Genomic DNA, 19,363 nt, shown 5'->3' with positions numbered 1-19,363 from the left:
GCCTTGGGGCCGGGTGGTCACCTGCCGAGTTGTCGCTTGAGGATCTTTCCCATGTCGTTGCGCGGGAGCGCGTCCAGGAAATGCACGGTCCGGGGGCGCTTGTGCGGTGCCAGCTGGCGGGCGACGTGGTCGGACAGCTCATCGGCGGAGGTCCGCGCGGCATCGGGCGCCATGACCACCCAGGCGACGATCCGCTCGCCGAGGTCGTCATCCGGCTCACCGGTGACGGCCGCCTCGGCCACCGCGGGGTGCGCCAGGAGCGCATTCTCGATCTCGCCGGCGCCGATCTTGTATCCGCCGCTCTTGATGAGGTCGGTCGCCTTCCGGCCGACGATCCGGTAGTTGCCGTCGGCGTCCCGCACCGCCATGTCGCCGGTACGGAACCATCCGCCGTCGAACGCCTCGGCGGTCGCGTCCGGGCGGTTGAGGTACTCGACGAAGAGGTTCGGGCCGCGCACCTGGATCTCGCCCACCGTTTCGCCGTCGTCGCCTTCGATGGGCCGGCCCGCCTCGTCGACCAGGCGGAGGTAGACGCCGGGGAGCGGCACCCCGACCGACCCGGTGGCCGGAGCACCGTCCGCCCGCACGCTGGTGTTCATCAGTGTTTCCGACATGCCGTACCGCTCGATCACCCGGCGGCCGCACGCCGCGGTGATGCGTGTGTGGTCGGTGAGCGGCAGCGCAGCCGACCCGGAGACCAGCAATCGCGCAGCACCCAAGGCCTTGGCGAGCGCCGGATCGGCACCGACCTCCACAGCGAGCCGGTGGTACATCGTCGGCACGCCGAAGAACATCGTCCCGCCGTCGGACAGGCCGCGGGACACCCCTTCCGAAGAGAAACGGCCCAGGTGGTGGAGGCTGCCACCACGCCGTAGCGGCCCCAGAACTCCGAGGATGAGGCCATGGACATGGAAGAGCGGAAGGGCGTGGACGAGCACATCGTCGGCCGTCCACTGCCAGGCGTCTTCCAAGGCGTCGAGGGTGTGCGCGAGGGCGCGGCGGGGCAGTACCACGCCCTTGGGCGGCCCTGTGGTGCCGGAGGTGTAGACGATCAGGGCCGGAGCTTCTTCCCCCGGTTCGTGAGGGAGTACCGGCACCTTGTGGGGGGCGGGCGCGCCGGATTCCGCCGTCGGATCCGATGCGTTCCCCGGCCCGCTGCCCGCGAGGCCGTCACCCGCCTCCGGTGTGGATGACTGCTCAGCGGCGCCGATTCTGACATCGAGGCGGGGGAGTACGGCGAGCGCATCGGGCAACGTGGCGCCCGGTTCGGTGAGGACGAGATCGGGGGAGCTGTCCGCGACGATGTGCGCCAACTCGCCGGCGCCGATCTTGGGGTTCACCGGAATCGCCGGCACCCCGGCCAGCAGGGCCGCGACCACGGCCACCGATGTTTCCAGGGTCGGAGTTGCCCACACCGCGACACGCGTCCGGCCACCGAGACGCTCGGCGAGCGGAACAGCGACTGCACCGAGTTGACGATAATTCAGTCGGCGCTCACCGAAGCGCAGCGCCGGTGCGGAAGATCCGTCACGCAGCGCGGGGAAGAACACGTTCACCGCAACTCCTCCATCCTCGTCGGCGCCCGGTCACAGAGGACCGCAGCTGCCGGCCGTCCCGCGACCGACGCGGCGCGGACCGGGTCCTGTCGAGCTGACCTGTCCACTGTCGCAGAGACCACTGACATCGCCTGCGCAGGGCGCCCCCCAAGTCGGGTTGGCTTGTGCCGAGGGCGGCTCAGGGGCGAGTCAGGGAGATCCCGGAGCCGGATAGGGGATGTCCCGGATGAACGCGGCAGCGCCAAAACTTAGCGTGAAGACATGAGAAAAGCCGAGACGCGACGAGCAACACACCTACGAGCAGTGAAAGAAGGGACGGAGCGAGTACGGTCAGCCGTTCGGCATCTTCCGGAAGTCCCAGGAGACCACAGAGTCCGGGATGAGACGGAGCCAGGCGTGGCGGCCGTCGTGCGGCATGCTCTCCATGCCGAAGTACTTGGACGCGAAGAGCCGCTCGGGGGCATCGAGTTCCGGGCACGGCCGACCGGTACGCGGCGCCTCCCCGACGAACACGGCCCGGCCGGACAGCTCGATGCCGCGCAGCTCGCCGTAGGCCTCGCCGTCGTCGATCACCACCGAGAGCCGGGGGTCGTTCCGCAGTTGCCTCCACCGCTTGCTGCGGGTGAGCGAATACAGCCAGAGCGAGGTGCCGTCCCAGGCGAACCACAGTGCGCCGACGTGCGGAGTGCCGTCCCCGCTCACAGTGGCGACGCGGCAGGTCCGCTGTGCGGTGAGAAAGACGTCGCGCTCGTCGGTCATCATCATGATCCGACGCCCACGCCGCTGGGTGTCGGAGGTGCCGCCGTCGTTCGTGGTCTCCGTCATGCGAATCGCCTTCGTCTCGGCCGTCGGTTCGAGGTGGGCTGTGCAGTGAGGAAGTGGGGGTGATCGGGAAGTTCGTGAGGTCCGCGCTCGATGTCGATCTGGGAGTGAGGGCAGGGCCGGGGCGTGTGTCGGCCTTGGCTGGGTGCCGCAGTTGCGCGTGGTGCATCCGTCCGTCAGGGCAGGCCGATCGCCGGTGGGGCTGGCCGGCGGTGTGAGGGTTGGTCCCTTGCCCGGCATCGACTCCGTACGGAAATGATGTGGCGCTCCTTGCGTCGTTGATCCTTCGCACCTTGTCAATTGAAAACTGATGCAGCGTCAGGAATGATGCGGGCGCGCGAGACCGGATGCAAGGCATGCGGTGAGGTCTGTATCCGGTGGGGCCGGGTGCGGCCGGGCCGGACCGTCGGCCCGGAGTGCCAGGCCGGAGAGACCGCCGGACATGCGAAGGGTGGGGCGGGGATGGCTGCGGACGCGCGACTCATGGCGCAAGTGGATCCGGCGACAACGGTGTTGCTCACGGTGGAGTGTCAGCAGGGTGTGGTGGGGGAGAGCAGTGCCTTGCCGGAACTCGCCGCAGCTGCACGGGATTCGGGGGCGTTGGGCAACGTGGCGCGATTGGTTGACGCAGCGCACGGGTCCGGAGTGCAGGTGGTGCATGCGCTCGCGGTGCGGCGCCCGGACGGCCGGGGCGCCAGCCGCAACGCCAGGCTGTTCCGGGCCGCCGAGCGGTTGCCGGTACAGCAGGTCATCGGCACTCCAGCGGCCCAGGTCGCCGCGCCGGTAGCGGTGGCGGATGGCGACTTTGTGGTGCGACGGCTGCACGGTCTGTCGCCGCTCGCGGGTACGGACGTCGACGCCCTGTTGCGCAACCTCGGCTGCCGCACGGTGGTGATCACAGGAGTGTCGGCGAACGTGGCGATCCCGAATTCCGTGTTCGACGCGGTCAATGCCGGCTATGTGGCAGTGGTGCCCGAGGACGCGATCGCGGGTGTGCCCGCGGCGTACGTTCCCGAGCTGGTCCGTCACTCTCTGGCCCTGGTGGCCACGGTGACCCGGACGGACGACGTGGTGGCGTGCTGGAAGGGACCGCAGCGACCCGCAGAGAGCGCAGGCGCAAGTCCTGGGCAGAGCTGAAAACGGCTGGTGAAGAGGGGAGGTAGCCGTGGCTACATGCTCAGGTTCGGCGGCTCGCCGTAGGCCAGGTCGCGACTCTCGACGCCCTCGGCACGGTTCGCGCTCATCGCCTGTGTGACGACGTCGTACGCGCCGTACACCCACGGGTGGGGCCGGCCTTGAAGCGGACACGGCGGTCTGACCGGACGGCGGACGGCGGACGGCGTAGGTCGAGGCCTGCACCTCTGCTGACGAAGCAGTCGCCGGGGAGAGAATGCGCGGTGGCCTGGTGGGCGCAGGTGACCTGCTTCGCCAGGGGCAGGGCGCGGATGCGGGCGCAGGGAAGGCCACAACCAGGTCGCCCGGGCGCGACAACCGGCCAAGGTGTGGGGCTTCGGGGCAGTGATGCGCGTGGGCCCAGCACACTGCAGGGATTGCCCGGCAGGCGCCCGACCGGACGCGACCTGCCTCCGTCGAAGCGGGGAGACCGATGGCTGCACCGGCACGACGACGTATCTCGGCCCGTAGCCGTCGGAGCGGTGGTGTGCGACGGTCCTCCGCCGTTCGCCGTCGGCCGGCTGCACGGGCCCGGCGGCGTGCCGTGCGGCGGCAGATGCGCAAGGTCACCCCGGGGCGCCTCGCCGCTTCCGTGGGGCTGTTCCTCGTCGTGATCGCGGTGATCCGGGCGTATCCCGTCCTCTGTGGTCTTCTCGCGGTTCTGGCGCTCGGGGTGATCGTGGCCGTGCACCAGGTGCGTGGCGGCCGATTCCCGGGGCCGAGGGCGCGTGGTGACGCCCGTACGGAGGTCACGCACAGCATCGCGGCGTATCAGCACATGAGCGGCAGCCAGTTCGAGCATGCCATCGCGGAACTCGCGCGTCGCGATCCAGGGGTCCGCGGGGCCACGGTGTCCGGGGGCGCCAACGACCGGGCGCTCGATGTCCTCGTGCAGCTCACCGACGGCCGTCGGATCGCGGTCCAGTGCAAGCGGTTCGCGGCGGGGAACCGGGTCGGCGCGCCCGTCGTGTACGAGGTCAACGGGACCTACCGCGCCTACCACCGCTGCGATCTCGCGCTCATCGTCACGACCAGCGACTTCACCCAGGATGCACGGCGGGCCAACGCCGAACTCGACCAGCCGCTGCGCCTCGTCGACGGCCGGGTGCTGGGCCGGTGGGCCGCTGGTGGGCGCCCGCCCTGGTACCCGTAGGGCGGGCGGCGGACGGCCACTTCCCGGCAGGGCGCGGGCAGACCTTGGCGGGGCCGCACCTCGTTCTCGGTGCGACCCCGTTCATGGCGAGATGCCTCCCGGTGGCGGCTGCCCGCCGCCTTCGGTCACTTCAGGGTGCGGGCGACCACCGAAGCGGCTTCGGCGATGATCTTGTCCTCGGGGGTGGCGTCCTCCGCCTCGCGGCTGGACAGGATCGACACGACGATGGGGGAGGAGTGCTCGGGCCACAGGACGGCGATGTCGTTGCGGGTGCCGTAGTTGCTGCCCATGCCGGTCTTGTCGCCGACCACCCAGCCCTTGGGGACACCGGCTCGGATGAGGGTGTCGCCCGTGGTGTTGGTCCGCAGCCAGGTGGTGAGCTGTGTGCGCTCCGCCGGGCGCAGCGCCTCGCCGAGGACGTAGGCACGCAGATCCTTGGCCAGGGCGCGGGGCGTGGTCGTATCGCGGGTGGACTTCGGGTCCCAGGTGCTGAGCAGCGGTTCGGGGCGCTCCATCCGTGTCACGTGATCGCCCAGCTTCTTCAGCGCCGCGTTGAGGCCCTTGGGGCCGCCGAGCTTGTCGAACAGCAGGTTCGCCGCGGTGTTGTCGCTGTAGCGGACGGCGGCGTCGCACAGCCCCCGTAGCGTCATACCGGTCGTGACGTGCTTCTCCGTGACGGGGGAGTTGGGGACCATGTCGTCCGGGGAGTAGTGGACCACGTCGTCCATCCCGTTCAGCGTGCGCTGCTTCAGGACCTCTCCGGCGGCCAGTGCCTTGAACGTCGAGTTGAAGGGGAAGCGTTCGCCGTCGCGGTAGGCGACCTCGCGGCCGGTGCCGGTGTCGACGGCGTAGACACCCAGCCGTGCGGAGAACTTCCGCTCCAACTCCTTCAGGTCCTTGGTGAACGGCCGGGCGGCGGACGGCGTCGCCTTCGGGGACGGCGTCGATGCCTCCGCCTCGGCGCTTCCGGCGCCGCAGGCGACGAGCGGGACGAGGAGAAGCGCGGCGAGCGCGCCGCGGACGGTACCCCGGGTGCGGGACGGCTGCATGGTCTGACCTCCTGGCGCCTTGCGGGCAGGGCGCATCGGGGACGGGCGGGCCCGTCCCGGTGGGTGATCGGGATCGCGCAGCCACTCTTGCCCCCGCCCGTCATGCGGTCCAATACGCCAATGCGCGGTTCCATGCGGATCTGGCATAGAGTCCCGCCGTGGATCTGGTGGGAGCGTGCAGTGCCTTTGTCAGCGTCAGCGAGCGCGGCAGTTTCACCGTGGGGGCGGCGGCCGCGCGGATGTCCCAGTCGGTGGCGAGCCGACGCGTCGCCGCGCTGGAGGAGCACTTCGGGGAGAAGCTGTTCGAGCGCACCGCGCGGCGCGCCGTGCTGACCGCGTTCGGCCGCGAGATGCTCCCCGTCGCCCGGCAACTCCTCCAGGCCGCCGAGGTGCTGGTGCACGAGGCGGAGGCCGCCCGCCGCCGGCCGTGGCGGCTCGCCGTCCCCGCCGTCTGCCCGACCGCCGACCGGGCCCGTCTCGTCGCCGAGGCGCGCGGGCACGGCATCACCCTCGATCTGCGCCCCGAGGAACCGGCGCGGCGGCAGGAACTCCTCCACGCCCACCAGGTACGCGCCGGGGTGCTCGCCGTACCGCCGGACGGCGCGCCCTGGACGGTGCCGCTCGGCCTCGCCGCCGCCGACGACTCCGGCCCACGCCGTGTCCACCTCGAAACGCTGCGGGTGGGCCGCGCCGCCACCGGCCCGGCCCGGCGCGTCTGGATCCAGCCGGAGGACGACGTCCCGCACATCCGCGACCCGCTCACCCGGCTGCGGGACGCGGTGGGGCTGCGGCCGGCCCAACTCGTCACCGCGGGCGATCTGACGACGGCGGCAGCGGAGGTCCTGACCAGCCGTGACCTGCTGCTCTGCTCCCCGGCGCAGGCCACGGAACTGGCGCTGCACTGGCGGCCGCTCGGTGGGATCACGCTCGCCCGCGGCTATGCGCTCGCCGCCGCGGAGGGCTCCGGCCGGCACATGGCGGCCCGCCTGGGCGACGCCCTCGCCCGCTGCCTCGGCGCCGATCCCGCCACCGGTACCGGGGCGGGCTCATGAGGCCGGCCCCGCGAACGGTCATGGCACCCGGACCGGTATGCCGCGCCCCGCGAACCGTCCCGCGCCGACCGGCGCCTGATCCACTCCGGGGCGGCCAGCCCGACGCTGTTCCATCCCCCCGCAGAGCCTCCCGGCACCTACTGCCCGGAGCGCTCCACCGTCCCCGCCTCTACCGCCCGGAGCCGTCCATGAGTACCGAAGCGTTGCTGCGTGAGCTCCGTCGCGACCTGCACGACGGCGGGTTGCACGGCTGTCTCCTCGTCCGCGATCTGCACACGGGGGAGGAGCTCGGGATCGAGCCGGACGCCCAACTGCCGGTGGCGTCCCTGGTCAAGGTACCGCTGGCGCTGGCGACGATCGAGCGCATCCGGCGGGGCGAACTCGACGGCGCGACGATGCTGGACGTGGCACCGGGCCGGATCACCACGCCCGGCCCCACCGGACTCAGCCGCTTCCGGCACCCCGTACGGATAGCCCTCGACGATCTGCTCTACCTCAGTACGTGCGTGAGCGACGGGACGGCCGCCGACGCGCTGTTCGGCCTCACCCCGCCCACCCGGGTCGCCGCGGTCCTCCAGGAGTTCGGCCTCGTCGGGATCACCGTCCGGCACGGGATGCGGGAGCTGTCCGAGACGCCCGAGGAGCTGTTCGACGCCGGGCAGGCCCATCTGGCGCAGGCCCTCGCCATCGACGCGGGCACCAGCGGCCGCGGCCATCGCGTACCGCAGCTCGACACGACCCGGGCCAACACCGGCAGCGCCCGCGCCTACGTCGATCTGCTCCAGGCGCTGTGGACGCCGTCGGCGATCGCGCCGGAGGTCGCCGGGCGGGTCCGGGAGCTGATGAGCCACCATCTGCTCCGGCACCGCCTCGCACCGGACTTCAGCTCCGACGCCACCACCTGGTCCTCCAAGACCGGCACCCTGCTCAACCTCCGGCACGAGGCGGGGGTGGTCGAGCACGCCGACGGCCAGATGTTCGCGGTCGCCGTGCTCACCGAGTCGTTGGTCCCGGCGAGCGCCCAACCCGGTGCCGAAGCCCTCATGGGCCAGGTGGCCCGCCGCCTCCGGGACCATCTGCGGCAGCTGTGACGCCGAGGGGCAGCCCGGCCGGGCGGGACCCGTCGCACCCTCTCTGAGCTGCACGGATCGACACCAGCAAAGCATCAGCGGCACATCAGCGGAACGCCAGGGCGTGGCCTCAGGATGAAGGTGACCAGGTGCCCGCACCTGGCATGCAGACCTGAACGGGAGTCCCCATGCGTACCGCCATCCGCCGCCCGGCCGTCCTCGCCGCGGCCGTCGTCGCCACCCTCAGCCTCTCCCTCACCGCCTGCGGTGGTGGCGGTGACGGCGCGAAGGACAAGGGGGACGCCGCCCCGGCCCCGGCCGACCGGACCGCCTCCGGCGCCCATGGGGAGAAGGCCGACGCCGCCGGCGCCCCCGCCTCGGCGGCCGAAGCGCACGCCCCGGCCGCCCCGGCCCGGGCCGCGAAGCCGGCCGGCGCCGCGAAGACGACCGGCGGCAAGGCGCCTGCCTGCACCTTCGAAGATGTGAAGATCACCGCCGAGAAGCAGGACGGCACGCCCACCACACACCTCACGCTGACCGCCACCAACACCTCGGGCCATGCCTGCACCCTGCTCCGGTACCCGCTGATCGCGTTCGGGGACATCCACACCGCCAAGGACGTCCCGGCCGTGGCCAAGAGCAAGCCGGCCACCCCCGTCGTCCTGAACGCCGGGGAACCCGCCTACGTGGCCGTGCGGATCAACAACGGCGGCGTCCACGAGGACAACCACGTGGTCACCTCCTTCAACGTGAACCTCTTCGCCCCCGAGGGCCCCGCCGAGGGCTCCAAGGTCGTCAAGGCGCCCCTGGGCGGTGTCGCCGTCGACGACGCGGTCGCGAAGACCGGCTACTGGACGACGGAACTCCGCAACGGCGCCGACGAGTTCTGACCCCTCACGCCGGGCACCGCCGTCCCCGGAAGCTCTCCCGGGGCAGCGGCGCCCGGCGCACCCACGTGCCGCCCCGCTCCCCGTCCGGACCCCGACGCGCCCTGCGGCTCCGCCCGGGGGCCGGAAAGCGTCTCACCGCACGTCCCGCACCCCGTGCTCATATGGGCGGAAGACGGAATACGCCACGGACGGGACGAGGAACACCGTGAAGAAACGCCTCGCGGCGCCGGCCTGCGCCGCGCTCCTGACCCTGCTGCCGCTCACCGTGCCCACCGCCGCGCACGCGGCCACCAAGTGCCCGAAGAACTACGTCTGCGGCTGGGCCCAGCCGCACCTCAAAGGCAAGAGGTACAAGCACAACACCGCCGGGGACCACGGCTGTTTCCCGTTCACCGGCCGGTCGGTCTCCAACCAGAGCAGGTTCGTGACGACCTTCTACCGCGGCATGGGCTGCTACGGCGCGACCTTCACGCTCAAGCCGGGCACCTACTCGGCCAAGACCCCCTGGAAGGTCGTCAGCGTCAGCTACTGACGCCCCGAGGGTGCGCCCCCGGCGGCGCGCCCACTGTGCGAGGACGGAGCCCTGCCGGGACGATCCGGCAGGGCTCCGTCGTGCGGCGGTGCTACGCGTGCGCGGTGGCGCCGCAGTTTCCGGCGGCGCACCGGGCCAGCCAGTCGGCGAAGCCGGCGTCGTAGCGGGTGCCGATGGTCTCCGTGAGCAGGGTGCGGGCGGCGGCCCAGTCACCCTTGCGGTAATGGCCGAGCAGGGTGTCCACGTCCTGCGGGTGGGACTGGATCAGGTAGCGCACGGCCAGGTAGCCCCACGGATAGGTGCGGGTGGTGTCCGCGTTCTCGTAGGTCGTGTCGAAGAGGGTGCTGAGCTTGTAGGTCTTCTTGCCCGCCTCGGTGACCGCGTTGTCGTAGGGGACGCCGCGGTACGAGTAGGAGACGTACTCCGCAAAGCCCTCCACCCACATGACGGTCGGCGTCTTCATGTTCTCCTCGAAGTCGCCGTACATGTCGAAGCGGCCGTCGAGGTAGTGGGTGTACTCGTGGTTGAGGTTCCAGATCGCGAAGTCGGGGCGCTGCCACTCCGCCTCGTAGGCGATGAAGCGCGGCAGGTTGCCCTCCGCGGCGGGGTTCCCCTCCAGGTACATGCCGCCGTTGTCGGTGGAGATGCCGAAGATGACGCCCGCGTACGTCTGGTAGTCGGCGCTGGAGTCGAAGACCACCACTTCGATGGTGCTGTTGTGGTCGTCGGCGACCGGGCCGTCGTCCTTGACCACCTTGTGGAAGTACGCGTCCTGCTGGAGCAGGCTGTCGCAGCTGGCCGTGAAGTCGGCGTCGGTCATCTGCTGCGCGACGATCCGCAGGGTCGGGCCGCAGGCGTGCTTGCCCTTCAGGACGGCGTCGCGCACCCGGTTCTGCAGGTCGCAGGTGCCGTAGCCGGAGCAGTTGTCCTTGTCGTAGGCGTCGGTCATCTCGGCCAGCCCGACCCAGAGCGGTGCGGTGCGGCCGGTGATCTCGCTGCGGCCGAGCAGCTCCTCGGCCAACGGGCGTGTCTGCTCCCGCAGTTCGGCGTGTTGCAGGAAACGGCCGAGCTCGCGGCCCGCGTTGGAGACCAGGTAGGACCTGTCGGTGCCCAGCAGGTCGTCATGGGTGACGGCGAAGTCGCGCAGTACGGTCAGGACGCTCGGGTCGGACTGCACGGCGGAGACGAACTCCGGCAGCCAGTGGCCGCGGAAGAGCACGGTGTAGCAGTTGTTGACCGCCGAGAGCATCCACCAGAAGGGGTCGTACGAGGCGTCGTAGTTCTTCAGGAGCCGCGTGACGACCTGCAGGTAGCGGGCGTTCTCGCCGGCGCTGTCGATCAGGGTGACCGTCTCGGCCAGGGTCTCGCCGTTGGCCTCGCTGACGTCGAAGGCGTGGGAGGAGCCGAAGAAGGCGTCCAGGGCGCCTTGGGCGGCGCTCTTCAGCGCAGGGCCGTAGGGGCCGACGTCGTCCGGGTTGCCGTACTGCACGTAGTAGCCGGCCCGGAGGTAGAGCACCATCTGTGTCGCCGAAGCGGTGTTGTCGCCCGGGTAGGTGGCGGCGTCGGCGCGCAGCGCGTTCGCCACCGTGACCATCTGCGCTTCCCGGAAGAGGGCCTTGGCGTCCTGACCGCCCACGCTGAACAGCGTGTTGATGCAGTCGGTTGCCGAGCCCTTGATCTGCTGGACGAGGGCGTCGCCGGTCTTCGAGGTGAAGTCGGAGACGTTGCACGCCGCCTCGGCGCCTGCGCCCGACGCCGTGGGGGGCGCCGCCGTTACGGTGTGCAGCGGGGGCCGTACGGAAGGGGACCTGGTCGGCGCGGCGGTGTGTGCGGCGGCGGCGCGGTGCAGTGCGGTGGCGGTCGTCGGGGTGGCGGGCTGCAGTCCCGGCATCGATCGTGGCTGGGGTGCCGTGGTGCGTACGGTGCCGGTGTCCGCGGCGGCGCTGCCGGGGCCGGCGGCGAGCAGAGCCAGCCCCAGACAGAGCGTCAGGGCCGTGCTCACCATGCGGGCGAGGCTTCTTCGGGTGGGGGACATGCCTGTCAACGGGGCCTCCGGGCCGGTCGGAAGCCGTGCCGGGCACGGCTGTGGGGTGGACCGTGGTGGCAGCCGGGCATGGAGACTGTCATGCTCACGGCGGATGTGTGACATGTACCATTGCACACTTCACATGGCCTGAGAACCCCGCCGCGTATGCCCGTCATCCGGGGGCGCACCCCGGGAGGCATGTCATCAACTCCCGTTGTGCAAAGGCATGTTGAGGGAGGGCAGGCAGGCGTACCGCTCCGCCGTGGCGAGGCGGCGCGGTGTGAGGTGCCGTCGTCCGGAGGCGACCGGCGGGAGCGGGCTCAGCGCCCGGCGCCGCGCTTCCGCCTCCCGGCGCCCTTGGCCGGCGCCCGGTCCCGGTCACCCTCGGCCCACAGGGTGCGTACGTGGCCCAGGTGGCGGGTCATGCACTTCTCGGCGGCCTTGGCCTCCCCGGTCAGCATCAGATCGAGGAGTTCCAGGTGTTCCTCGGCCGACGGGAGCAGCTCGCCGCGCTCGTCCAGGGCGGTCAGGCCGTACAGGCGCGAGCGCTTGCGCAGATCGCCGACGGTCTCCACCAGACGGTCGTTGCCCGACAGGGTGAGCAGGGAGAGGTGGAACCGGCGATCGGCCTCCAGGTAGCCGATGAGGTCGTGCACACGGGCCGCGCGCACGATCTCCTCGGCGACCGGGCGCAGCGCCTCCAGGTCCTCGTGGGCCGCGCCGCGGGTGATCCGGCCGATCATGGGGACCTCGATCAGGGTCCGGATCTCGGTGTACTGGTCGAGGTCGCGCTCATCGACCTCGGTGACCCGGAAGCCCTTGTTGCGGACCGGTTCGACCATCCCCTCGCGCGCGAGATCGAGCATCGCCTCGCGCACCGGCGTCGCTGAGACCCCGAGGTCCTCGGCGAGCGCCGGTGCGGAGTAGACCTCGCCGGACTGGAGTTCGCCGGAGATCAGTGCCGCGCGCAGGGCGTGGGCCACCTGGTCGCGCAGCCGCTCGCGTGTGGTGATGAGACCGTGCTGTGTCAAAAGGCCCATGGCGGTGGTCTTCCCTTCGTGCCTGCCCCCGCGCCTTCCCGGCCGAGCGGATCGCCAACGTACCGTGTCACGTCTCCCACGCCGCCGGGTGCGCGGTGTTCACAGGAGGAAGCCCCCGGGGAAGGGGTCGTCGGGATCGAGGAAGTACTGGGCGGTGCCGGTGATCCAGGCGCGGCCCGTGACGCGGGGGACCACCGCCGGAACCGTGCCCACCGTCGTCCCCTCGACCAGCCGCCCGGTGAACCGCGTACCGATGAAGGACTCGTTGACGAAGTCCTGGTGGAGGGGGAGCGCACCGCGGGCGTGCAGCTGGGCCATGCGCGCGGACGTGCCGGTGCCGCACGGGGAGCGGTCGAACCAGCCCGGATGGATGGCCATCGCGTGGCGTGAGTGCCGTGCGTCGGAGCCGGGCGCCGTGAGGTGGACGTGCTTGAGCCCGGCGATCTCGGGATGCACGGGGTGGACGGGCCGGTCCGGGGAGGCGTTGACGGCGTCCATCACCGCGAGGCCCGCGGTGAGCAGCTCGTCCTTGCGGTCGCGGTCGAACGGCAGCCCCAGGGCGTCGAGTTCGACGAACGCGTAGAAGTTCCCGCCGTACGCGAGGTCGTACGTCACCGGCCCCAGCCCCGGCACCTCCACCGTGCGGTCCAGGGCGACGCAGAACGCGGGCACATTGGTGAAGGAGGCGGAGCGGGCGGCGCCGTTCTCCACGCGGACGTCGACGGGGACGAGGCCGGCCGGGGTGTCCAGGGTGACGCGGGTGACCGGCTCGGTCACCGGTACCATCCCGGTCTCGACGAGCACGGTGGCCACGCCGATGGTGCCGTGCCCGCACATGGGCAGGACCCCGGAGACCTCGATGTACAGGACGCCGTAGTCGGCGTCGGGGCGGGTGGGGGGCTGGAGGATGGCGCCGCTCATGGCGGAGTGGCCGCGTGGCTCGTACATGAGCAGCGTGCGGAGGTGGTCCAGGTGCGCGAGGAAGTGCAGTCGGCGCTCGGCCATCGTGGCGCCGGGGATCACCCCGACCCCGCCGGTGATGACCCGGGTGGGCATGCCCTCGGTGTGCGAGTCGACGGCGTGGAAGACATGGCGGGTACGCATCGTGGGTTCCTCCGTGGCGACCGGTGTCGGTGTCGTTCAGCGGTGTCCGTCGGCGAGAGCCCGGGCGGTGGCGGACCGTACGGCCTGTTCGGCCTGCTCCGTCAGCGGCAGCCGCGGTGGGCGGGTCGGGCCGCTGCTGCGGCCCGTGAGGTCCATGGAAACCTTGATGGCCTGCACGAACTCGGGCCGGGAGTCCCAGCGCAGCAGCGCGTGCAAAGACTTGTACAGCGGCAGGGCCCGGTCGAGGTCGCCCGCGGTCGCGGCGCGGAACAGGGCGGCGCAGGAGACGGGGAAGGCGTTCGGGTAGCCGGCGATCCAGCCGACCGCGCCCGCGAGGGCCAGTTCGAGCAGGACGTCGTCGGCTCCGATGAGCAGATCCAGACCCGGGGCGAGCTCGGCGAGTTCGTAGGCCCGGCGGACATCGCCGCTGAACTCCTTGACGGCCACGATGTGCCCGGCCGCGTGCAGCTCGGCGAGGAGCGGGGGGACGAGGTCGACCTTGGTGTCGATCGGGTTGTTGTACGCGACCACCGGCAGACCCACCGCGGCCACCTCGGCGTAGTGGTCGTGTACCGCGGCAGGTCCGGCGCGGTAGGCGTTCGGCGGCAGCAGCAGGACGCTGCCGCAGCCCGCTTCCGCCGCCTGCTCGGCCCAGCGGCGGGACTCGGCGGCGCCGTACGCGGCGACGCCCGGCATGACCCGGGCGCCGTCGCCCGCCGCCGCGACGGCCGTCGCCACGACCTGGGCGCGCTCCTCGTCCGTGAGCGTCTGGTACTCGCCGAGCGAGCCGTTGGGAACGACGCCGTCACAGCCGTGGTCGAGCAGGAAGCGCACATGGGCGGCGTAGGCGTCGTGGTCGACGGAGAGGTCGTCGCGCAGCGGGAGCGCGGTCGCGACCATGATGCCGCGCCACGGACGGGTGGCGCTCCAGGAGGTGCGGGGGTCCATGAGGGCTCCTAAGGCGGGGCGGGGAGGGCGGCTGTCCGGGAGCCACGCGGGCCCGGACGTCAGGTCGGCTCGGTGGGCGCGGCGGGCTCGGCCGTCCGGTCGCGGCCCGCGGGGAGTCCGGCCAGCGCGGCGAGCGGGACGGGGGCGGCGAGCGGGCGGCGGTCGGGGGCCGGTCCCGCGTCGGACGCCCCGTACCGGGTGGCCAGGCAGGCGACGGCGGTGGCGCAGATCCGGCCCTGGCACCAGCCCATCCCGGCCCGGGTGAGGAGTTTGACCGTACGGGTGTCGTGGGCGCCGAGGCCCGCGGCGGCCTCGCGGACGCGGTCCGCGGTGACCTCCTCGCACCGGCACACCTCGGTGTCGTCGGTGAGCCAGTCGGGCCAGCCGGGGCCCGGGGCGTGCACCGCGGTCATCGCGTCGGCGAAGGCCCGAAGACGAGCGATCCGACGGCGCAGCCGCGCGGTGCGCGCGGGCGGAACCGGCGCGCCGCGCAGCCGGGCTCCGGCCGCGAGACCGGCCAGTTCGCCCTCGGCCAGGGCCACCGCCGCACCGCCGGTCCCGCGGCTCTCGCCGGCCGCCCAGACGGTGGGCACCGAGGTGGCGAGGGAGCGGTCGGTGACCACCGCGTGGGTGCCGTCGGCGGCCCGGCGCACGGCGCAGCCGAGTGCGGTGGCGAGGTCGATCTGCGGGACCAGACCGTGGCCGACGGCCACCGCGTCGCAGGCGATGCGGCGGGCGGTGCCGGGCACGGGCCGCCACCGCCGGTCCAGACGGGAGACCGTGACGGCCTCGACGCGGGGCGTGCCGTGCGCCTCGGTGACCGCGCTGCGGGCGCGCAGCGGGATCCGGTGCCGCAGCAGGGCGCCCCCGTGGAGGGCGGCCTCGGCGGCCTTGCCCGGGTTGGCGGCGAGGGCACCGGGGTGGCGGGCGTAGCCGAGGTATCCGGTGGCCTCGACGAGTGCTGGGACGTCGGCGCCCGCGGCGCTGAGCGAGGCCGCGACGGCGAGCAGCAGCGGACCGCTGCCGGCGACGACGATCCGCCGCCCGGGAAGGACCAGCCCCGACTTGAGCATGGCCTGGGCGCCCCCGGCGCCGACCACACCGGGCAACGTCCAGCCGGGGAAGGGCAGCTGGCGTTCGACGGCGCCCGTCGCGACGAGGAGCCCACGGGCCCTCAGCCGTACCGGGGTGTGGTCCGCGCCGTCGGGGCCGGTCAGGGCGTGGACCGTCCACCGGTCGGCACGGCCCGGATCGCGCACCACGCTCCAGACGTGGTGCCCGGGGAGGTGGCTGACGGCCGGACACCGGCGGAGGCGGCGGAGCAGATCGGCATGGACGGACCAGGTACGGTGCAGCGCCTCGGGGCGGCGGGCACCGAGCGCGGGGGAGGGGCTGCGGTAGAACTGCCCGCCGGTCAGCTCCGCCGCGTCCACCAGGGCGGTGCGCAGCCCGAGTTCGCCGGCCGCGACGGCCCCGGCGAGACCCGCGGGGCCCGCGCCGATCACCACCAGGTCGAAGGCGTCCCCGGACCCGGTGTGCTGCGCGGCCCGCCCGGGGCGCGCACCGGAGGCGCCGTGGGCGCGCGGATCAGACGGCGAGGTCGGCACGGCCCGAACCCTCCTGGGTGGTGACGGCGTCCCCGGGGTGGGCCGGGAGCAGGCAGGCGCGGCGGTTCGGGGTGCCGTTGACGGTGGCCAGGCAGTCGTGGCACTGCCCGATACCGCAGAAGGCGCCGCGTGGTCGGCCACCGCCGCGGGTGGTGCGCCACGACAGGATGCCCGCGGCCCACAGGGCGGCGGCGACGGACCGGCCGGGCAACGCGGCGACCGGCCGGCCGTCGAAGGTGATCTCGAACGCGGGGCCCGGGTCGGCGTCCACCACGTCACAGGGCGTCGGACGGTTGTGTGCGCGGCTCGTCGTGCGGCGCGGTTTCATGCGGTCCGCCTTTCCTCGGGACTGCGTGTCAACGGGGCCGTCGGTCGGGGGCTGCGGAGGAGTCGGGGAAACGGTCGGGCCGGAAGGGCCGCGGGTCCAGGGGCGGCGCGGAACCCGTCAGCGCGGCGGCCGTCAGCGCACCGGTGGCAGGCGCCAGCCCGATGCCCGCCCCCTCGTGGCCGCACGCGTGCAACAGGCCCGGCACGCGGGGGTCGTGGCCGATGGCCGGCAGATGGTCGGGCAGGTAGGGGCGGAAGCCCGCGTACGCGCGGATCGCCCGCACCCCGCCGAGCACCGGGAACAGGGCGGTCGCCCGGTCGGCGAGGCGGCGCAGGACCTCGGTGGAGAGCGTGCGGTCGAAGCCGACCCGCTCGCGGCTCGCACCGATCAGCACCGGCCCCGCCGGGGTGCCTTCGACCACGGCGGAGGTCTGGAGCGCCGCCGAACCGCTGGCGACGTCGGCGACGTAGTCGGCGGCGTACACCTTGTGGCGGACGATGCGCGGCAGCGGCTCGGTCACCAGGACGAAGCCGCGCCGGGGCAGGACGGGCAGCCGCACCCCGGCCATCCGGGCGATCTCACCGCCCCACGTCCCCGCCGCGTTCACCACGTACGGCGCGAGCAGACGGTCACCGGACGCGGTGGCCACGCCGCGCACCGTTCCGTCGGCGGCGGTGAGCACGGCCGTGACCTCCTCCCCGCAGCGCACCTCGGCGCCCGAGGCACGCAGCAGGTGGGCGGCGGCCAGCGCGGGGTGGACCTGCGCGTCCTGGGGGTAGTGGACGCCACCGGGCATCCCTTCGGCGAGGTGCGGCTCCAGGTCGCGGAGTTCGCCGCCGGATACCTCGCGGGTCTCGGCCCCGGCGTCGGTCTGCGCCGCGGCGAGGGCGCGCAGCGCCGCGAGGCGGGTCTCGTCGGAGGCGACGACGACACCGCCCTTGGTCTCGTACTCGATCGCCGAGGGCAGCTCCTCGGCCAGCTCGCGCCACAACCGCAAGGAGTACAGGGCGAGTTCGAGTTCGGCGCCCGGTTCCTTGTCGGAGACCAGAAGGTTCCCCTCGCCGGCGCCGGTGGTGCCACCCGCGACGGGACCGCGGTCCAGGACGGTGACGGAGAGACCTGCGCGGGCGGCGTAGTGGGCGCAGGCCGCGCCGACCACTCCGGCTCCGATGACGATCACGTCCGGGCTGCCGGACGTGCGGACGAGGTGCGACGAGATTCTCGTGGCCACGTCAGTAACATTTCACATGGCACCCGGCCTGCCAAGAGGCCGGAGTCCTCCTTCCGAGGCCACGTTCGACGGGTCGGAGGCGTACGGTCACGCCACCAAGCGATCGGCAGCGCCGAACCCCAGGCCGTGTTGCCGGGGCTGTCGGTCTGTGAGGAGAAGCCACCGCTGGCCTGTGAACGCAGGCCGACCGACCTGTTCGCGCTGCCGAGGGACACGGCGACAGGGCTGACTTCGGGAGGTACCACGGCGAATCTGGCTATCCGCCACCGCGCCCCGGACTCCGGAGCGGCGGGGCGGGACATCAACGAACGGGAAGCTTCCGCGCAGCACGAAGGCGGCTCCTCCGCCCCCTCGGGGGTGGAGAAGCCGCCTTCGCCGTTCGTCTTCGCTGCCCGGCGCTTTGCGTGCGCGCCCAGCAGCGGAAGCGGACGAGGCGGTGACGTCAGCAGAAAAGGATGCTCGACGTCACCGGTCTCCCGGACTCAGGAGTAGTAGATGACCATGCTGCCGGGGCCGTCGGCCTCGCAGTGGTCGATGGTGACGTGGTGCCCCACCGCCCTGTCCAACTCCTGCTGGGTCTGGTCGGTGTGGCAGTCCGTCTGGTAGTTGCCCTGCGTTTCCATGGTCTGGAGATCGGCAGCCTGCGCGGCTCCCGCGGCGATGCCGGAAAGGGCCAGGAGGCCGGCGGCGACGACTGCGGTGCGCTGGAACTTGCGCATGTCTTCTCTCCTCTTGTGCATGTGCATATGCGTTGGGTGCACGCTCGACGGCGTGTGGGTCCACGCTCCGGGATTCCGTCTCGTTCCCGGACGGCAGTCAGCTTCGAAGACCGAGGTGACGTTCCACTAACGGATGACTAATGCGCTGGCCCGGTGTCACGCAGGGATGGCGGCCGGTGTCCCCAGCCCGTGCAGCCGTGCTTGTGTACGGTGATGCCGGCTGCCGGCTTTGACCACGACCGTTCGACTCGTCCCACCGGTCAGGCGAGTGGGCCGGTCAGGACTTCCACCTTGCCGGTGTCAAGCGAGTAGTAGGCGCCGACCACGGCAAGTGTGCCCCTTCCTACGAGGGGGGCCAGGACCTGATTGGACCGCAGGTCGGTCGCGGTCAACTTGACCTGGGCTCGGGCCATGGTCTCGACCGGGTCGGCGCCGCCCTCCCGGAGCGCCTGCTCGTACGCCGGCCGCAGGGCCTCGACGATCGCCTGCAGATTGCCGGGGAGTGTTGTGCCGTGGCGAAGGGACTCGTACGCCGCCTTGACAGCGCCGCAGCGCTGGTGCCCGAGGACCACGATGAGGGGGGTGTTGCTGGTCGTGGGCCCGTACTCGACAGAACCGGTGACCACCGGGCCGACCGCCTCCCCACCCGTGCGCATGACGTAAAGGTCCCCCAGGCCGGTGTCGAAGAGGAGCTCGGGCGGCACCCGCGAGTCGATACACGAGAGGACCGCCGCAAGAGGCTTTTGTTCCTGCGCCAGGAGCTGACGCCGGCTCGGATCCCGGTTGGGGTGTTGGAGGTTTCCGTTCACCCAGCGTTTGTTGCCTTCCATCAGCCTCGCGAATGCCGCGGTGGGCGTGGTGGGCCGTGCTTCCGGCGAAGGGCTGGTCGCCGATGAGGCCGCACTCCTCGACGAGCACCCCGTAAGCGCGACCGTGGCGCCCACGAGTCCGCCGGCAAGCAGCGCTCTACGCCCCGGACGCCCAGCTCTCTCCATCCGCTGTTCCCCTCAGTGCCGCTCAGCCGCTCAGACCTGTGTTATCCGTCTTGATCAGGCCCATGGTC

18 protein-coding genes are annotated in these 19,363 nt (G+C 72.2%); 6 read left to right on the top strand and 12 right to left on the bottom strand.

The genetic code is table 11. From position 1 onward, the window contains the following. Nucleotides 1–17: 17 nt before the first annotated feature. Together ACF1BH_RS29095 and ACF1BH_RS29090 are read right to left on the bottom strand one after the other, a co-directional pair. Complete coding sequence (locus ACF1BH_RS29095; RefSeq protein ID WP_391647306.1) at nucleotides 18–1,556, bottom strand: acyl-CoA synthetase; 1,539 nt, start codon at nucleotides 1,554–1,556, stop codon at nucleotides 18–20. 330 nt (nucleotides 1,557–1,886) lie between these two features. Beyond that, on the bottom strand, nucleotides 1,887–2,381 hold the full coding sequence (locus ACF1BH_RS29090) for a pyridoxamine 5'-phosphate oxidase family protein (protein ID WP_391647304.1): 495 nt from the start codon (nucleotides 2,379–2,381) through the stop codon (nucleotides 1,887–1,889). Nucleotides 2,382–2,840: 459 nt separating this feature from the next. Between ACF1BH_RS29090 and ACF1BH_RS29085 the strand changes: the two genes are divergently transcribed. Together ACF1BH_RS29085 and ACF1BH_RS29080 are read left to right on the top strand one after the other, a co-directional pair. Further along, nucleotides 2,841–3,515, top strand: coding sequence for an isochorismatase family protein (locus ACF1BH_RS29085; protein ID WP_391647302.1), 675 nt, complete (start codon nucleotides 2,841–2,843; stop codon nucleotides 3,513–3,515). Between the two features lie 592 nt (nucleotides 3,516–4,107). Then, on the top strand, nucleotides 4,108–4,704 hold the full coding sequence (locus ACF1BH_RS29080) for a restriction endonuclease (RefSeq protein ID WP_391647300.1): 597 nt from the start codon (nucleotides 4,108–4,110) through the stop codon (nucleotides 4,702–4,704). A gap of 125 nt (nucleotides 4,705–4,829) precedes the next feature. Here the strand turns inward: ACF1BH_RS29080 and bla are convergent, their stop codons facing one another. Next, nucleotides 4,830–5,753: a class A beta-lactamase gene (gene bla / locus ACF1BH_RS29075; RefSeq protein WP_391647298.1), complete on the bottom strand. Its 924-nt coding sequence runs from the start codon at nucleotides 5,751–5,753 to the stop codon at nucleotides 4,830–4,832. Nucleotides 5,754–5,911: 158 nt separating this feature from the next. Between bla and ACF1BH_RS29070 the strand changes: the two genes are divergently transcribed. From ACF1BH_RS29070 to ACF1BH_RS29055, 4 genes are all read left to right on the top strand, one after another. Continuing rightward, a complete protein-coding gene (locus ACF1BH_RS29070) occupies nucleotides 5,912–6,805 on the top strand; it encodes a LysR family transcriptional regulator (RefSeq protein ID WP_391647296.1) in 894 nt (297 codons plus the stop codon). 188 nt (nucleotides 6,806–6,993) lie between these two features. Further along, complete coding sequence (locus ACF1BH_RS29065) at nucleotides 6,994–7,896, top strand: serine hydrolase (protein WP_391647294.1); 903 nt, start codon at nucleotides 6,994–6,996, stop codon at nucleotides 7,894–7,896. Between the two features lie 167 nt (nucleotides 7,897–8,063). Continuing rightward, nucleotides 8,064–8,765 carry a DUF4232 domain-containing protein gene (locus ACF1BH_RS29060; protein WP_391647292.1) on the top strand — a complete coding sequence of 234 codons (702 nt, stop codon included), beginning with the start codon at nucleotides 8,064–8,066 and terminating at the stop codon, nucleotides 8,763–8,765. Between the two features lie 205 nt (nucleotides 8,766–8,970). After that, the gene (locus ACF1BH_RS29055; protein ID WP_391647290.1) at nucleotides 8,971–9,297 is read left to right on the top strand and encodes a peptidase inhibitor family I36 protein; all 327 of its coding nucleotides are present in this window, start codon (nucleotides 8,971–8,973) and stop codon (nucleotides 9,295–9,297) included. Between the two features lie 91 nt (nucleotides 9,298–9,388). On the opposite strand, the gene ACF1BH_RS29050 is transcribed toward ACF1BH_RS29055, so the two are convergent. The 9 genes from ACF1BH_RS29050 to ACF1BH_RS29010 form a co-directional block, all read right to left on the bottom strand. Next, entirely contained in the window at nucleotides 9,389–11,302 is a 1,914-nt protein-coding gene (locus ACF1BH_RS29050) for a collagenase (RefSeq protein WP_391647288.1), read from the bottom strand. Between the two features lie 341 nt (nucleotides 11,303–11,643). Then, nucleotides 11,644–12,363 (bottom strand): GntR family transcriptional regulator, encoded by a 720-nt coding sequence (locus tag ACF1BH_RS29045; protein ID WP_391647286.1) that lies wholly within the window; start codon nucleotides 12,361–12,363, stop codon nucleotides 11,644–11,646. Nucleotides 12,364–12,462: 99 nt separating this feature from the next. Then, a complete protein-coding gene (locus tag ACF1BH_RS29040) occupies nucleotides 12,463–13,467 on the bottom strand; it encodes a proline racemase family protein (RefSeq protein ID WP_391647284.1) in 1,005 nt (334 codons plus the stop codon). A 36-nt stretch (nucleotides 13,468–13,503) separates the two neighbouring features. Next, the gene (locus ACF1BH_RS29035; protein ID WP_391647282.1) at nucleotides 13,504–14,415 is read right to left on the bottom strand and encodes a dihydrodipicolinate synthase family protein; all 912 of its coding nucleotides are present in this window, start codon (nucleotides 14,413–14,415) and stop codon (nucleotides 13,504–13,506) included. Nucleotides 14,416–14,474: 59 nt separating this feature from the next. After that, nucleotides 14,475–16,022, bottom strand: coding sequence for an FAD-dependent oxidoreductase (locus ACF1BH_RS29030; protein ID WP_391647280.1), 1,548 nt, complete (start codon nucleotides 16,020–16,022; stop codon nucleotides 14,475–14,477). Further along, complete coding sequence (locus ACF1BH_RS29025) at nucleotides 16,003–16,350, bottom strand: (2Fe-2S)-binding protein (protein WP_391647278.1); 348 nt, start codon at nucleotides 16,348–16,350, stop codon at nucleotides 16,003–16,005. Before ACF1BH_RS29025 ends, ACF1BH_RS29030 begins: the two co-directional genes overlap by 20 nt. A gap of 28 nt (nucleotides 16,351–16,378) precedes the next feature. Beyond that, nucleotides 16,379–17,581: an NAD(P)/FAD-dependent oxidoreductase gene (locus ACF1BH_RS29020; RefSeq protein WP_391647275.1), complete on the bottom strand. Its 1,203-nt coding sequence runs from the start codon at nucleotides 17,579–17,581 to the stop codon at nucleotides 16,379–16,381. A gap of 482 nt (nucleotides 17,582–18,063) precedes the next feature. Further along, on the bottom strand, nucleotides 18,064–18,300 hold the full coding sequence (locus ACF1BH_RS29015) for a hypothetical protein (RefSeq protein ID WP_391647273.1): 237 nt from the start codon (nucleotides 18,298–18,300) through the stop codon (nucleotides 18,064–18,066). A gap of 260 nt (nucleotides 18,301–18,560) precedes the next feature. Further along, nucleotides 18,561–19,130 (bottom strand): carbonic anhydrase, encoded by a 570-nt coding sequence (locus ACF1BH_RS29010; protein WP_391647271.1) that lies wholly within the window; start codon nucleotides 19,128–19,130, stop codon nucleotides 18,561–18,563. Nucleotides 19,131–19,363 lie beyond the last annotated feature (233 nt).

Source organism: Streptomyces sp. NPDC014733, from assembly GCF_043083385.1.
Classification (GTDB): Bacteria; Actinomycetota; Actinomycetes; order Streptomycetales; family Streptomycetaceae; genus Streptomyces.
This window is presented reverse-complemented; position numbering and strand designations above follow the sequence as displayed.

What these genes read in the sequence shown, in the direction of transcription:
- ACF1BH_RS29060 (WP_391647292.1), top strand. Translation starts at nt 8,064, where the DNA reads ATGCGTACCGCCATCCGCCGCCCGGCCGTCCTCGCCGCGGCCGTCGTC.
- ACF1BH_RS29090 (WP_391647304.1), bottom strand. Translation starts at nt 2,381, where the DNA reads ATGACGGAGACCACGAACGACGGCGGCACCTCCGACACCCAGCGGCGT.
- ACF1BH_RS29045 (WP_391647286.1), bottom strand. Translation starts at nt 12,363, where the DNA reads ATGGGCCTTTTGACACAGCACGGTCTCATCACCACACGCGAGCGGCTG.
- ACF1BH_RS29080 (WP_391647300.1), top strand. Translation starts at nt 4,108, where the DNA reads ATGCGCAAGGTCACCCCGGGGCGCCTCGCCGCTTCCGTGGGGCTGTTC.
- bla (WP_391647298.1), bottom strand. Translation starts at nt 5,753, where the DNA reads ATGCAGCCGTCCCGCACCCGGGGTACCGTCCGCGGCGCGCTCGCCGCG.
- ACF1BH_RS29015 (WP_391647273.1), bottom strand. Translation starts at nt 18,300, where the DNA reads ATGCGCAAGTTCCAGCGCACCGCAGTCGTCGCCGCCGGCCTCCTGGCC.
- ACF1BH_RS29085 (WP_391647302.1), top strand. Translation starts at nt 2,841, where the DNA reads ATGGCTGCGGACGCGCGACTCATGGCGCAAGTGGATCCGGCGACAACG.
- ACF1BH_RS29035 (WP_391647282.1), bottom strand. Translation starts at nt 14,415, where the DNA reads ATGGACCCCCGCACCTCCTGGAGCGCCACCCGTCCGTGGCGCGGCATC.
- ACF1BH_RS29025 (WP_391647278.1), bottom strand. Translation starts at nt 16,350, where the DNA reads ATGAAACCGCGCCGCACGACGAGCCGCGCACACAACCGTCCGACGCCC.
- ACF1BH_RS29010 (WP_391647271.1), bottom strand. Translation starts at nt 19,130, where the DNA reads ATGGAAGGCAACAAACGCTGGGTGAACGGAAACCTCCAACACCCCAAC.
- ACF1BH_RS29050 (WP_391647288.1), bottom strand. Translation starts at nt 11,302, where the DNA reads ATGGTGAGCACGGCCCTGACGCTCTGTCTGGGGCTGGCTCTGCTCGCC.
- ACF1BH_RS29065 (WP_391647294.1), top strand. Translation starts at nt 6,994, where the DNA reads ATGAGTACCGAAGCGTTGCTGCGTGAGCTCCGTCGCGACCTGCACGAC.
- ACF1BH_RS29040 (WP_391647284.1), bottom strand. Translation starts at nt 13,467, where the DNA reads ATGCGTACCCGCCATGTCTTCCACGCCGTCGACTCGCACACCGAGGGC.